Annotated in this window: 13 protein-coding genes and 1 tRNA gene; 6 read left to right on the plus strand and 8 right to left on the minus strand. The window is 61.0% G+C overall.

Annotated features, from left to right (window positions below; translation table 11 throughout):
• Positions 1–109: 109 nt before the first annotated feature.
• Positions 110–1,531 (plus strand): MFS transporter, encoded by a 1,422-nt coding sequence (locus tag NKJ13_RS19190; RefSeq protein ID WP_352778005.1) that lies wholly within the window; start codon positions 110–112, stop codon positions 1,529–1,531.
• 213 nt (positions 1,532–1,744) lie between these two features.
• Here NKJ13_RS19190 and NKJ13_RS19195 read toward each other — a convergent pair whose 3' ends face one another.
• Both NKJ13_RS19195 and NKJ13_RS19200 read right to left on the minus strand, forming a co-directional pair.
• Positions 1,745–2,455 (minus strand): RlmE family RNA methyltransferase, encoded by a 711-nt coding sequence (locus tag NKJ13_RS19195; RefSeq protein ID WP_254817516.1) that lies wholly within the window; start codon positions 2,453–2,455, stop codon positions 1,745–1,747.
• A 58-nt stretch (positions 2,456–2,513) separates the two neighbouring features.
• Positions 2,514–3,944: a Ppx/GppA phosphatase family protein gene (locus tag NKJ13_RS19200; RefSeq protein WP_352738256.1), complete on the minus strand. Its 1,431-nt coding sequence runs from the start codon at positions 3,942–3,944 to the stop codon at positions 2,514–2,516.
• Positions 3,945–4,271: 327 nt separating this feature from the next.
• On the opposite strand from NKJ13_RS19200, the gene NKJ13_RS19205 reads away from it, so the two are divergent.
• Both NKJ13_RS19205 and NKJ13_RS19210 read left to right on the plus strand, forming a co-directional pair.
• Positions 4,272–5,204 carry a putative bifunctional lysylphosphatidylglycerol flippase/synthetase gene (locus NKJ13_RS19205; protein ID WP_352778015.1) on the plus strand — a complete coding sequence of 311 codons (933 nt, stop codon included), beginning with the start codon at positions 4,272–4,274 and terminating at the stop codon, positions 5,202–5,204.
• Positions 5,205–5,314: 110 nt separating this feature from the next.
• Positions 5,315–5,388: transfer RNA gene (locus NKJ13_RS19210), tRNA-Gln, on the plus strand.
• Between the two features lie 464 nt (positions 5,389–5,852).
• Here NKJ13_RS19210 and NKJ13_RS19215 read toward each other — a convergent pair.
• Positions 5,853–6,284, minus strand: a complete 432-nt coding sequence (locus NKJ13_RS19215) for a YybH family protein (protein ID WP_352703176.1) — start codon at positions 6,282–6,284, stop codon at positions 5,853–5,855.
• A gap of 572 nt (positions 6,285–6,856) precedes the next feature.
• Between NKJ13_RS19215 and NKJ13_RS19220 the strand changes: the two genes are divergently transcribed.
• The gene (locus tag NKJ13_RS19220) at positions 6,857–7,279 is read left to right on the plus strand and encodes a CBS domain-containing protein (RefSeq protein ID WP_352703177.1); all 423 of its coding nucleotides are present in this window, start codon (positions 6,857–6,859) and stop codon (positions 7,277–7,279) included.
• Between the two features lie 260 nt (positions 7,280–7,539).
• Here the strand turns inward: NKJ13_RS19220 and NKJ13_RS19225 are convergent, their stop codons facing one another.
• The 4 genes from NKJ13_RS19225 to NKJ13_RS19240 all read right to left on the minus strand — a co-directional run bounded on the left by NKJ13_RS19225 (position 7,540) and on the right by NKJ13_RS19240 (position 12,041).
• Complete coding sequence (locus NKJ13_RS19225; protein ID WP_352703178.1) at positions 7,540–7,965, minus strand: hypothetical protein; 426 nt, start codon at positions 7,963–7,965, stop codon at positions 7,540–7,542.
• Positions 7,966–8,241: 276 nt separating this feature from the next.
• The gene (locus tag NKJ13_RS19230; protein WP_352703179.1) at positions 8,242–9,846 is read right to left on the minus strand and encodes a vanadium-dependent haloperoxidase; all 1,605 of its coding nucleotides are present in this window, start codon (positions 9,844–9,846) and stop codon (positions 8,242–8,244) included.
• 642 nt (positions 9,847–10,488) lie between these two features.
• The gene (locus tag NKJ13_RS19235; RefSeq protein ID WP_352738252.1) at positions 10,489–11,148 is read right to left on the minus strand and encodes an acyl-homoserine-lactone synthase; all 660 of its coding nucleotides are present in this window, start codon (positions 11,146–11,148) and stop codon (positions 10,489–10,491) included.
• Between the two features lie 170 nt (positions 11,149–11,318).
• Complete coding sequence (locus NKJ13_RS19240) at positions 11,319–12,041, minus strand: LuxR family transcriptional regulator (protein WP_352738250.1); 723 nt, start codon at positions 12,039–12,041, stop codon at positions 11,319–11,321.
• Positions 12,042–12,190: 149 nt separating this feature from the next.
• On the opposite strand from NKJ13_RS19240, the gene NKJ13_RS19245 reads away from it, so the two are divergent.
• Both NKJ13_RS19245 and NKJ13_RS19250 read left to right on the plus strand, forming a co-directional pair.
• A complete protein-coding gene (locus tag NKJ13_RS19245) occupies positions 12,191–12,487 on the plus strand; it encodes an isochorismatase family protein (protein WP_352738248.1) in 297 nt (98 codons plus the stop codon).
• Position 12,488: 1 nt separating this feature from the next.
• Positions 12,489–12,794, plus strand: coding sequence for an N-formylglutamate amidohydrolase (locus tag NKJ13_RS19250; RefSeq protein WP_352778017.1), 306 nt, complete (start codon positions 12,489–12,491; stop codon positions 12,792–12,794).
• A gap of 212 nt (positions 12,795–13,006) precedes the next feature.
• Here the strand turns inward: NKJ13_RS19250 and NKJ13_RS19255 are convergent, their stop codons facing one another.
• A complete protein-coding gene (locus NKJ13_RS19255) occupies positions 13,007–13,741 on the minus strand; it encodes a hypothetical protein (protein WP_352738246.1) in 735 nt (244 codons plus the stop codon).
• Positions 13,742–13,842: the final 101 nt, after the last annotated feature.

Here is a 13,842-nt window from a genome sequence, read left to right on the forward strand (position 1 = left end):
AGCAAATTAATGCGACATCCGGGCCAAGCCATGATAACCGCCCTACCTGTCGGTTTGGCCCCCAGGGCCGGCAAGCAATCGCGACGCACATTTCAAGGCCGGATCCATCGTGAACCGCACCATTCCGCTTATCCTGGCGGTCGCTCTATTCATGGAAAACATGGATTCGACCGTCATTGCGACATCGTTGCCGGCGATCGCCATCGACATCCACACCAGCCCGATCGCGCTCAAGCTGGCGCTGACCGCCTATCTTGTATCGCTGGCGATTTTCATTCCGATCAGCGGCTGGATGGCCGACCGCTTCGGCGCCAAGAATGTCTTCCGTGCCGCGATCGCCGTGTTCATCGTCGGTTCGGTCGCGTGCGCCATTTCCAATTCGCTGCCGGCTTTCGTGGTGTCACGTTTCCTGCAAGGCATTGGCGGCGCCATGATGACGCCGGTCGGACGCCTGGTGCTGGTACGCGCGACGCCGAAAAGCGAGCTCGTCGCCGCCATGTCGTGGCTGACTGTCCCGGCTCTGGTCGGCCCCCTGGTCGGCCCGCCGGTCGGCGGCTTCATCACGACCTATTTCTCCTGGCACTGGATTTTTCTGATCAATGTGCCGATCGGGCTGATCGGCATCTGGCTGGCCACGCGTTTCCTGCCGAAGACCGACGCCGCGCAGACGCCGCCGCTCGATCTCATCGGTTTCGTGCTGAGCGGGCTGGCGGCATCGGGCATCGTGTTCGGCCTGTCGGTGGTCAGCCTGCCGGCTCTGCCGCCAGTTGCCGGCTTTATCACCGTTGCCGTCGGGCTGGCATCGGCGGTGCTTTACCTGCTGCACGCGCGCCGCGCCAAGAATCCGCTGCTGGCGCTCGAGCTGTTTCGCAATCGGGTGTTCCGCTCGTCGGTGCTCGGCGGCGGACTGTTCCGCATCGGCATTGGTGCCGTACCTTTCCTGTTGCCGCTGATGTTCCAGATCGGTTTCGGGCTGACGCCGTTCCAGTCCGGCATGATCACCTTCGTCTCGGCAATCGGCGCCATAGGCATGAAATTCGTCACTGCCCTGATCTTCAGGGTCGCCGGCTTCCGCCGGGTGCTGATTTCAGGCTCGCTCATCGCTGCCGCGTCCATCGCCATCAACGGCCTGTTCACACCCGACACGCCCTATGGGCTGATCCTCGCCATGCTGCTCGCCGGGGGCTTCATCCGGTCGATGTTCTTCACCGGCATCAATGCGCTTGCCTACGCCGAGATTTCGGCCGCCGACACCAGCAAGGCCACGCCGATCACGGCGGTGTTCCAGCAGTTGGCGATCGCACTCGGCGTGGCGCTGGCCGGCGGCATCCTGGAAGTGTCGACCAATATCCATGGCGGCCCGCTGACGCTGAGCGACTTCCACACCGCCTTCTTCATCGTAGCGGCGGTGTCGGCGGCAGCCTCGCTGTCGTTCATGCGGCTGGCGCCGGAGGCCGGCAATGCCATGTCTGGACATGGCCGGTTGACACCGCCGAAGACGCTGGAGCCGGTGAGCCCGCCGGGGAGTTGAGGAGTGGCGCCCTCCACCGCCGGCGGGACGGCACCCCCCCTCTGGCCTGCCGGCCATCTCCCCCTCAAGGAGGGAGATTGGCAGCTTCGGCACTGCACTCACTCTTCACGGTCGAAGGTTTGCGAAGGCCGCGATGACATCCGATCTCCCCCCTTGAGGGGGAGATGTCCGGCAGGACAGAGGGGGGTGCGAAGGATCGCTACAGAGCGACTTTTACGCTGTGCCGTTTCCGCCCTTAAAATCCTTCGCCAGCAAATACAGCTCCACCGATTCGTCGCGTGAGGCCGGCGGCTTGACGTGATGGACCGAGCGGAAATTCCGCTTGAGTCTCGCCAGCAATTCGTTCTCGGCGCCGCCCTGAAACGTCTTGGCGAGGAAATGTCCGCCAGGCTTCAATACCGACAGCGCGAAATCGGCCGCCACCTCGCAAAGATGCATGGTGCGGATGTGGTCGGTCCGTTTGTGGCCGGTGGTCGGTGCGGCCATGTCGGAGAGCACGATGTCGGGCTGGCCGCCCAGCGTCTCGGCCAGCTTTTCGGGTGCCTGCGGATCGAGGAAATCCATCAGCAGCACCGGCGCGCCCGGCACCGCGTCCATTTCCAGGTAATCGATGCCGACGACGTTCGGGTGTTCCGCGGTAGATTTCGTACGTGCGGCGGCGACCTGGCACCAGCCGCCGGGTGCCGCACCAAGGTCGATCACCTTCATGCCGGGCTTGAGCAAATGGTGCTTGTCGTCGATCTCGATCAGCTTGTAGGCCGCGCGCGAACGATAACCGTCGGCCTTCGAGCGCTGGACATAGGGATCGTTGATATGGCGCTGCAGCCAGCGGCGCGACGATTCCTTGAGGCCGCTTTTCTTCTTGATCTTCGTCTTCAGCACGCGAATGCCGGCGGAGCTCGGTCTTTCCGGTTTCTTGGTCATTGCTTGATTACTTGTTTGAGCATGATCTTGTCCGAAAACCGGCAGCCACTTTTCGGGATCATGCTCTGCCTCGCCCGCTGTTGCGCCAGACGCCGTCATCGGCCATCAACTCGCTCAGTATGCCCTCGCGCAGGCCGCGGTCGGCGACGCGCAGCCGTTCGGACGGCCAGACGGCACGGATCGCCTCCAATATGGCGCAGCCGGCCAGAACCAGGTCGGCGCGGTCGGCGCCGATGCAAGGGTTGGCGACGCGCTGCTGGAAATCCCAGCCGACCAGCTTTTCGACCATGCGGTCGACGCTGTCGCGATCCATCCACAACCCGTCGACGCGGCGGCGGTCGTAGCGTTCGAGATCGAGGTGGACGCCGGCAAGCGTCGTCACCGTGCCCGAGGTGCCGAGCAGATGGAATTTCGGGCTGGACAGGAGGTGGCTCAGCCGGTCGCGCCCGTCGAAGGCGCGCAGCCGTATTGCGACATCCTCGACCATGGCGCCAAAGATCTCGCGCGTCACCGTGCGGCCGCCAAAACGCTCGGCCAGCGAGACGACGCCGACCGGCAGCGAGGTCCACGAGACGATGTGGTTGGCGAGCCTTGGCGAGCGTTGGCCGGTGAGGTCGATCAGTGCGATTTCGGACGAGCCGCCGCCGATGTCGAACAGCACGACGCCTTGCGTGTCGCGCTCGACCAGGGAGCCGCAGCCCGACACCGCCAGCCGCGCCTCGGTCTGGCGGTCGATGATCTCGAGCTTCAGGCCGGCCTCGCGCTCGACGCGTTCGAGGAACTCGACGCCGTTGGCGGCGGTGCGGCAGGCCTCGGTGGCGATCAGCCTGGCCTTCCTGACCTTGCGGTTGCGCAATTTGTCGCCGCAGATCTTCAGCGCCTCGACCGCGCGGTCCATTGCAGCCTCGCCGAGCCGGCCATTGGCGGTAAGGCCCTCGCCCAGCCTGACGATGCGCGAGAACGCATCGATGACGCGGAACTGGCCATGGCGCGTCGGCAGCGCGACCAGCAGGCGGCAATTGTTGGTGCCGAGGTCGAGCGCGGCAAACACCGGCAATTCCTGCAGCGGTGGCGGCGTGCGGGCACCTTGCCCCGGCCTTGGCAAGGCTGGAGGCAATTGCGCGATTGAAGCCGATTGCGCGATCGAGGACTGGGGCGCGATCGAAGCCGCTGGCTGGGGCTGGCGAGCGGCCGGGGCCCCGCCGGCGGCGGGCACCGAAGTGCCTGTTATCACCGGACGAGCCTCGTCGCGTGCGAAAACCTTGCGCCCGCGCCGCCGCTTGCGCCGCTTCTTGGGTTTGCCGTTCTGATGCGGGCCGTTCTGACCCTTGTGATCGTGGGACGTGTCGCCAGCCTGTCCATTGCCGGACCGGGGATGCACCTGACGGGCGTAGCGTCCGGCGGCTGGGTTTGCCTGGCCGGATGGCGGCGGCGAACCCCTGGACACGCCCACTTCCGGCGCACCAGCGCCGGCTTCGTGGTCTTCCACTGTCGTTCCTTCCGGCGCCGCGCGAACCGGAGACCGGACGCAGCAGGCGCTTTTACATGTTCAAGTTGCGGCCAGACTATCAGCGCCGGGCCGGATCACCAAGAGTGCAAGGGCCGAATTTTGCCGACGGCATGAAGGCGGCGACGTTGGTGATCCCTTCTCCCCTTCTTGTGGGAGAAGGAAAGACGCCAGCGCCACAGCGCGCCTTCCCGGTTGAATAGCCGGCTTCAATGAGGCATTTCTGAAATGAACCAATCGGGACCGCGGGCGGTTTTCCTGCTGCGAACCGGACAACGGGTACGGGCTGCAACGCATGATCGTCAGGCAATGAACTGGAGCCGCTATTTCTGGCCCGTCATCGGGATCGCCGCGGTGGTGTTCTCGCTGTGGCTGTTGCTGCACGAATTGCGCGGCATCTCGCTCGACGATGTCTGGGACGGCATAGTCGCCATCCCGGCGCGCGGCTGGGTGCTCGCGGCGCTGAGCTCGGTCGTCGCCTATGCCTCGCTCGCCGGCTACGACCACATCGCGCTGCTGCATATCGGCAAGAAAGTGTCGTGGCTGTTCGTCACCTTCTGCTCATTCACCACTTACGCGCTGTCGCACAATATCGGCGGCTCGGTGTTTTCCGGTGCGGTGATCCGCTACCGCGCCTACGGCACCAAGGGCCTGACCGGCCAGGATGTCGGCGTTCTGGTGGCGATCTGCTGGATCACCTTCGTGCTGTCGACGCTGTTCGTCTCAAGCATCGTCCTGCTGCTCGAGCCTGAGGTGATCGACCGGTTTTCCGGCACGCCGCATCACCGGCTGGCGCAGGCGGCCGGCCTTGCCATGCTGCTCGTGGTGGCGGCCTATGTCTTCGGCAGCTGGCTGCATCTGAGGCCGCTGAGGATAGGCAGCTTTCAGCTGCATTATCCGGCGCTGCCGATCGTGGCGCGGCAATTGCTGGTCGGCCCGATCGAACTGCTTGCGGCGGCGGCGGTCATCTTCTTCGCCCTGCCCGCCACAGGCAATCCCGGCTATTTCGTCGTGCTCGGCGTCTTCCTGGTGTCGTTCTCGACCGCGCAGATCTCGCATGCGCCAGGCGGGCTCGGCGTGTTCGAGGTGGTGTTCCTTGCGGGCTTGTCACATATGGACCAGGTCGGCGTACTGGCGGCGCTGCTGGTGTTCCGGCTGTTCTACCTGATCATCCCGCTGCTGATCGCGCTCGGTGTGGTGCTGTTCTTCGAGCACTCGCAATACAGCCGCAGCGAGAATTGAGGCGCTGGAAGACGACGATTGAACCCAGACACAGGGTTGACTATTTTCCGGCGGCGGCTACAAGGGCCGCGCGGCTGCCTGGCGGCCCACCCTGCGCGACAAGCGCCTGCTGGGGAATAGGTTAACGGTAGACCCACGGACTCTGACTCCGTTAGTCCTGGTTCGAATCCAGGTTCCCCAGCCACTTGATTTCACTCACATTCCCGGCTGCTCAGACCCGACCCGCTAGCGTCAGTTGGGCACTTGGTTGGGAATTTTTATTCCCCTCGAGCTTTGCGCTGGCGCTTTTCACCAGCGTCAGATCTCGCACGAGGTAGTGCACACCAAGAGTTGAGCGTACGGAATTACGGTGACAGTGCACTTTTTACCATGTCGCCCCCGCCTCATGATGCACCCTGCCGGCGTTCCCGGTCTGCCGCATCCCCCAGCACCGTACCGGCGAGCCAAAGTGTTTTCACGTCCGAGGTGTTCCACAAGAACTGCTCATCGAGCATTGCCGCGTCGCCGATGTTACGGTTTTTCGATGCACCCGTGGGCCGAGAGCATCGCCGAGGAAATCGGCAAGTGAGAACCCGGAAAACGAGGCACGCGGCGAAAAGAAATTAGAGCACCGTCACCGTAATTCCTAAAACCTCTCCGGCAACCCTTCTACTCCCCGACAACGGACGTCGGCGGGCGTGCCGAGGTTATCGGATCGGCATGACGAAGGACGATCCTCCACGCGCCTTCCTCGCGCCGGAATATGGTGGTGACTCGAAGCGCAATCGGCACCAGTTTGTTGCCACTACCGACCTTGGATTGGAACCGCTCGACCTCGACGATGTATCCCAAATCGGCTGTCGCATACTCCGAGATGCGCTCAAAGCCGATGGCCTTGCCGTGCCGGTAATTGGTGGCGGCCCGTTCCATGGTCTCAGCGGCCTTTCTCCATCCCTTCGCCGGCGGGCCAAAGGGATTGGCAATAATGACGTCGTCCTGTCGCGAGTAGAGGTTTTTTAGGGGCTCAGGATCGCCCTTTACGAAGGCATCCAGAGCCAGATGATCCTGCTCGATGAATTTCGTCAGGTCGGAGGCTAACATCTTAACATCGCCCCATGACTAAAAAGAGAACTCTATCAAGCGCTTCATCCGCCCTTCGCCTAGGCGTTCGCGCTGGTGTCCGGAGTATAGATCAGAATTACGGTGAGTGCACTTTTTACCGTCGCCCCCGGTCGAATGTGCACCTTGCCGGCGTTCCTGGTATGCCGCATCCCCAGCACCGTTCGGGCGAGCCAAAGTGTTTTCACGTCCGACGCGTCCCACAAGAACTGCTCATCGAGTATTGCCGCGTCGCCGATGTCGCGGTTTTCGATGCACCCGTGGGCCGAGAGTATCGCCGAGCAAATCGGCAAAGCCGTGAAACCCGGAAAACGAGGGAGGCGGCAAAAAGAAATTAGTGCATTGTCACCATAATCGCACCGTAATCGCTCGTGGACCGACGCGACCTGCGGCAGGTGATCCTGGCACGAAGAGCCGGGACATGATCGGCTGGAGATGGACGCATGACAACCACCGCAAAATGCGGGTCTGGATGATGGCCTCTGGCAGCCAAACCCCGTCCGCGTTAGAATGGGACAGGGAGACATTCACCAACCCAGCAAGGGAGGTCCGCCATGAAAGTCAAAGACGCAATGCATAAGGGTGTCGACTGGGTCAGCCCCGAAACCGCTGTCACCGAACTGGCGAAAATGATGCGAGCCCAGGATATCGGATCGATTCCCATCGGAGAGAACGACCGACTGATCGGAATGGTGACCGACCGCGATATCGTCTGCAAAGGACTGGCGGAGGATGGTTTCGACGGCCGCACCGCAACGGCGCGCGATGTCATGACGGCCGGCATTCACTGCTGCCGCGAAGACGACGATCTGGCCAAGGCCGTACGGCACATGGAGGAACTGAAAATCCGCAGGTTGCCCGTGATCAACAAGAATATGCGAATGGTCGGCATCCTTAGCGTCGGCGACGTCAGTCAGTCTGCACCGAAGGAAATGGTGTCCGAATACGTCAAGAGCGTTTCCGCCCACCACCACTGAAGGGCGGCTCGCCCGTGCGCTAAGGCCTCAGTCTGCCGCCGCGCTGGCCACAGCGCGCCGGCAGAAATGTCCGGTCATCGAGGCCGACGCCGACACTTCAAGCTACAACTCTAGACAGCACTGCCGAGAAAGAGCGCCGCGACAAAATGGCGGCGTCCATAAAGCAGTCGCCCTGACCTTAATCGCAGCCGTGGCGCACCGGAAAAGCCCGCCGGCCGAAGCCGGCTGGAGCGTCTGCAGTCGCCAGAGTGTGGGTAACTTCATGCAGCCTTCAGGTTAATCACCCGCATCACTGCGACCGCTGTTCCGTTGTTCGTAGCAGCCTCCTTCGTGCTACCCTTGCCGCAACTCCAAACGTCACCCTCTTTGGCCGTGAACTGCATGTCTCCGGCCGTGACCTGCAGCTCGCCTTCAGTGACCGTGCAGACCATATCGTCGGCCATGACATCCCCGAGCGGGCTAGTTGCCTTTGGCTGGTAGACGACGTCTTCCATGGCAATTTTCTTGTACCCCTTGATATGGGAGTCTCGTGTTCCCAGTTCAACGAGCCGAACGCCGGGAAAAATCTCTTTGCCATCAGTCGGACCGTAGGTCTTGGCCGCTACCGGAGTCGGCAATGCAACCAATAGCGGGGTTGACAACGAGGTGGCACCAAGGGCGAGAGCATTACGTCGATTCATCTTCATAACATCCTCCCTGAGTTAGTCCGCCCGACCGGGCGGACCTGATATTTTACGCGCCCGTGCAGGCAAATAGTCAAAACACAATTGGGCAAGCCAACGCCTGGCCTGCGCGCGTTCTGGCGTGCCGCTGTCCTACACCGCCGAAGTGCTTCGCGCGTCTTGGCGGCTCGCTGCGGCTGGCTGCGCATGGCCTGCCTGCCACACCTCTTGACTGTCCGAGCGGGTTAGGCTTCTGCTTGCTTTGTTCGGGCGCGCTGAAGCCGCTCGATGAGACAGAGGCTAGACCTCTGCAAAACCATTCTGGAATGCCCAGTTGCCCACTTTGTTACCAAGCTGGATGCCGTCCTCGCCATCCTGCCGCCAATGAACACCCAACCACACACGGCTGAAGGCATTTTCAAACTCGGCATCCTGCAAAGCCACGAACGAAAGCGGCAAATATCGCCGGGGTTTTGCGTCATTGACCCCTTTGTGCTTGCCGTTGAACTCATCTGACACGAGCACGAAGGGAGTATCGTCGCCGGTGTCCTTGAAAATCATCCGCAAAACCTGGAACAGCGCTCCCCCGAAAGTTGCATGGCCGGACGGGTACGCGGGGAAAGGAGGGGTAAAGTTGGCCTTCTTCGAATCCGTATTGGGCGATCCCAGCGGTTCCCACGTCGGGTCCGGCACATTGGATGCATCCCCCTTTGCATCCCCTTCCACTCCTGGCCAGCGAATGCCAGTTACTGGGCGCCAGTAGCGATGCGTGAATTTGGAATCCCAAGCCGCAATCGCTGCATCGGCCATTGCTGTGTTGCAAAGAGCCAATATCCTAGCCAATTCTGCGGGATCGGATATTTTTTTATCAGTGGTAATAGTCCTCACCAGCTGATTGTATAGACGTGGGGGCGCGCAGAGATTTGGCGTCCCGTCATAGCCCCAGAAGATTGCGCGGAACGTCTCACCCTTCTTTCGCGAGGTGTCCATCGGATAGACGCCCTTCCTTCCGATGTCCTTTACCTCGTCGAACGCCGCAATATACCGCGCATCGTTGAGTTTGGGCGGATCAGGGAGCCGGAACTGATCGCCTTTCATCAGCAAGAACGGTGTCACGTCTTTCCATTTAGCGCCGAGTGCCGTCTCAATCTTGCTGACAGGATCAATCGACCATTTTAGGGGCCCATTGTCTGGTGGCAGATCGGCGAATTTGATCTCTTGGTGGTTTGTCCCGTCATCCTTTCGTTTCTCGATGATGGATTTCGCCGCCGCCTGACCGATCTTGCGTCCAGCCCCAATGTCGATCTTGTCGCCCGTCGGTGATGTACCGGACATGCGGGCAATATCTCTGTCCAGGACACTGCGAACATCAGCTGCCTTGAACGGGTACAGGTGGGCAAGGGCATCATGCATAGCCTGGGCGATCGCACCGTCCAACGATGCGTCCGCAGGCGCTGATGGCGCGCTGCTGAAGCCGGTATAGCTCTGATATTTCTTCGAATTTGCGCTCTTGGGGAACGCATTGATTGCCTCAAAGACGGCTATCTGAGCAACCGCCATTGCGTATGAGGACCGATGCGGACCAAGCTGCTCACCAAACCGGCGCGGGTCCGGTGCGCTCGAGCCGCCGCCGTCCAATTGGTCCGCGGCCGGGGTATGGTCGATCGCGGATATATTGAGCCCTACGTTGTTCCAGTAGTAGACCCGGTCAAGAGGCCCCTCCGGGAGAATCTCGGTATCGGTGATTGCAAAAAGATGGCGTCGCATCTCGTCCTGCGTTGCCAACAGATCTTCGAATTCCCTCCGGCTCGCATCATCAAGGTGTGTTTCCTGTCCATAGGCACTTGCGGCTACGGTAGTAAATCCCGCTGCCGGGAGCACTTTAATAAACGTACGACGGTCCATATTTCCCCTCCCTGGATAGCTAACCTGCGTTCCCGGTCTGCCGCATCCCCCAGCACCGTACGGGCGAGCCAAAGTGTTTTCACGCCCGAAGACCATCCACAAAAACTGCTCATCGAGGATCGACGCCCGCCGATGTCGCGGTTTTCGATGCACCCGTGTGCCGAGAGCATAGCCGGGCAAATCGGCAAGCGGCGAAACCCCGAAAACGAGGCAGGCAAGCGGCGAAAAGATAGTGCACCGTCACCATAATCCGGCCGAGGGTCGGTGCGTCATCGACACAGGCGCCCGGCGTGAGCCTGGCTATTTGCACTCGCTGCATGAACAGCTGCCTCCAGAGGAGCTACAGCTGCAACTCTTTCCAGACTCACAAGCTCTCTCACAGCCAGTTCCGGACGAACATTGCGGCTGGAAATCGCCACTTTTCCCTCCCGTTCTCAACTTATCCCACTCGACTTCTAACTTTCCCATAAGATCCACCATCTCCTGCGTAGGTTGAGATGTTTGAGCGTGACTGGGACCGGACATTAGGAGCGAGGATATTACAATGAGAAAAATCGATATCAATTTCATCTTGCATTCCTCCCAATGGTAAACGTCGAGATGTATTTTTCTAAGACCCAACCGCGCGACACGGCGACCGCTCTAGGCTGATGCGCGCCACAGGACTTTGTTGCTTTCGACAAACGGCGTCTGCATCCCCCGCCGAGCCAGCAGCGAATAGTCAATCCCCAGTATCTTCCGGACGCTCGCCAGTGCCGCCTCGTTCACTTCGATATACGCGACGATGTACCATTCGCCGTTTTCTTCCCTGGCCATGCCCATCGGCTCGGCGCGCCACTTCAGCGCGCCGTGGTGCGGCATGAAGTAGGTTTCCTGGACGCCGCCGACGGCGCTGAGGCCCTCGTCGAGAGCGTATTCCATCACCGCGCAGCACAGCTGCGTCAGCGTGCCCCTCAGTCCGGCAGTTCGTTTGTCGGGAACGACGAAGGTGCGCGTCCATTCGGCCCAATCGGGGCGCCTCGGGACGCCCGACTTTTCGCACATGTGAGAAAAAACCTCCGAAACCATGTGCGGCTCGCTCGTTGGGATCAATCGAGCCGAGGTCACCACGCGACCATCTTCAATACCAAGCAGGTAAGTCGCCGCGTCGGTATCGAATTGGTCTAGCTCGCGACCGTCCGGGCTTGGAGGGCGCCAATGTTTCTGGTGCACGAAGAAGTCGTGCCGCCGGCGCAGAAATTCGTCGAATTCGTTTTCGTAAAGATGCTTGTTGTGCGCATTGACTACGTGGGCCGTTATCATGGCGCGATCCCCCGATCGTTCTCAAAGGGATACTCGCAGTCGCGCTAATATACGTCACCTGTCCGATGGGACAGTTGACGCGGCTAGTAGCAGGACGGTCGTCCTGCTCTAGCTCTTTGTTTCTTCGCATGATCTTATCCGAAAAGTCTGCAACTTTTCGGGATCATGCTCTAGGGGTGGATCAGGCGCCGGCGCACCGCCTCGACGACCGCTTGCGTGGTTGTTGCGACGCCAAAAGCCTCGCGAGCCCGCGTCGAGTGCCATTTGACCGTACGCTCGGTCAGGCCGAGAATCTGTGAGGTTTCCGACGAGGTCTTGCCGGCCGCGGCCCACAAGAGCACCTCTTTTTCCCGATCGGTCAGCAGGCCTTCATCGTCATCATCGTCATTCGCCAAGGCCTGGATCGACATGCCGGCATAGACCGCCATGGTCACCAGTTGGACTTGATGGCGCGGCGACAGGGTGCAGGACTTCGCAGAAGACGCAAACGACAGCACCGATTGCCAATGGTGAATGCTGAGCATCGGCACGGCGAAGCCGCTACAGATGCCGAACTCCGTCGCCTCGCCGGCGACGCGTCGGGAACCTTCCGTATCCGACCACTTTGCCGGAACTTCGGACCAAAGGAACGGCTTCAGGGTTTTTGCCGAGTAGATGCAAACACCATCGACGGCGGCGTGCTCGGCCTCGACATAGCGTTCGAACCAGCCGGCCGGCCAGCCATTCAGTTCAACCATCGGCGCAAGTTTCTGACCGCTGAGGGGCACACCGCTCAGGATAAGGTGCTCGAAACCGAGATTCCTCACGGTATCAAGAAGGTCGCTCAGCAGCGGCCCGGTAGCTGTGTGTTTCCTGCAGCGTTCGACAAAGTCGAACACGTCTGAATCGATCATGACAGAGACCCCCGTCTCCACGCCCGAAAACAAAGTTTAACTCAAATTAGCGACTTCGAATACTCCCAATAAGTGTGTCCGCCACGCAGGACGCGCGGACCAAAATCAGCTAAATCAGCCGGATTGTGATCAGCAACACAGGACCAAGCATGACGCCATCACTGCCGAAACGAAACGAGCCGTTCCGGGCCGGCGAAACCGCGCTGTTGCTGGTCGACATGCAACGTGTCTGGCTCGAGCCCGGCGCCGATCCGGCGCATCCGGAGCGCGGTCCCGACCACTACTTCTACCGGCAGACGGCGTCGCAGACGATCCCCAACCAGGAGCGCCTGCTGGCGGCGGCGCGGGCCAATGGCGTCGAGGTGATCCACACCATCATCCAGAGCCTGACCAAGACGGCCGCTTGGTTCCAGCGGCAGCATTCCGGCGCTGTCGGAGGACATTGAAATCCCCCGTAATATCGCCCTCGACCCGGCGGAACGGAACCGGCGCGCCGAGATCATGTTCGCACCGTTTCATGACCGCGTGGCCGCTCATCTCGACGACCGGGCGAAGCAGGGCAGAGCGACGCGGATCGCGACGATCCACTCCTTCACGCCGGACTTTCTCCGCATTGCGCGGCCTTGGCACGCCGGCGTGCTTTACGACCAGGCAATCGAGTTCGGCCAGACAGCGCTTGCCGGCCTGCGCGCCGACATTGAGCTCAATGTCGCGGCAAACGAGCCCTACGTGATCAGCCGCGACGGCGACTAGGCCATACCGGTCCATGGCGACGATCGCTGCATTCCGGCTGTCCTCATCGAGATCAGGCGAACTGCTGGCGAGCCGCACTAGCATCGAAGAATGGGCGCACCGCCTGGCCGCAGCGTTGCCGGCGCAGCAGACAAAGGCCTTGTGACCAAGCTCGGCTGCTCGAGCGCAACGCGAGAGCCGAGCCGTCGGTGAAAAGCCGGAGCGAACGATCGCTACGAGAAGATTTGCGACAGTTCTTCGACGCTGGTGCCTTCCTTGACCTGACGCAGCTCGACATAGCTGACCGCCGTGGCCACCGACAGCACCATCGACAGTACGGTCGACACCAAGGCTGCCAACACATCTGCAATGATCCCGCCAAACATGACGATGACTGCCAGCATCACCCACTGGATGACCATCGCGATGACCATCAGGATCAGGAAGAGGCCAAATAGCGGCCAGCGGTTGCCCTTGGTCAGCACACGGCTGCGCGACATCGAACCGAACACGCCAAGCCGCTCCTGAATCAGAACCGGCACTGCCACGCACCATCCGAGCCATAAGATGATGCCGGGAACCAGCAAGGCTATCGACGCCAGGCCCACACCCAGGCCGACGAGCAGGCCAATACCAAGGGTCGGCAGCAAATTGCGGATGGCTATCTGAATGCAGTCGCCAAACGTCGGCCGCTTGCCATTCAAGTCCTCGATCGTCGCCCGGACCAGCGCCGACTGGAGCAGCAGCGCGAAAACGAACGATAGCAATCCCGTAATAACCGTAATCCATGAATTCTGAAACATCGTCGACGGATCGGCCGCGGCGCCGGGGTCGCCCTGCAGAACCGCATCTATTTGCGGTTGGCCCCACAGCCGAAGAATAATCGCCGGCAAGCCTGAAAACAGCAGCGCGAGCCCAACGCACAAGCCGATGTTGCGGCCGATTACGGCGAAGCTGTTGTTGAACACCCTGCCGATCTCGAATTTCTCAGGCCGTTCCAGTGTCGTTGAAGCCATGATTTCCCCCCGTGTTTCGCCGTAACAGTATCACGGCGCCCTAACAGTAATTC

Source organism: Mesorhizobium sp. M0174, from assembly GCF_040322275.1.
Classification (GTDB): domain Bacteria; phylum Pseudomonadota; class Alphaproteobacteria; order Rhizobiales; family Rhizobiaceae; genus Mesorhizobium.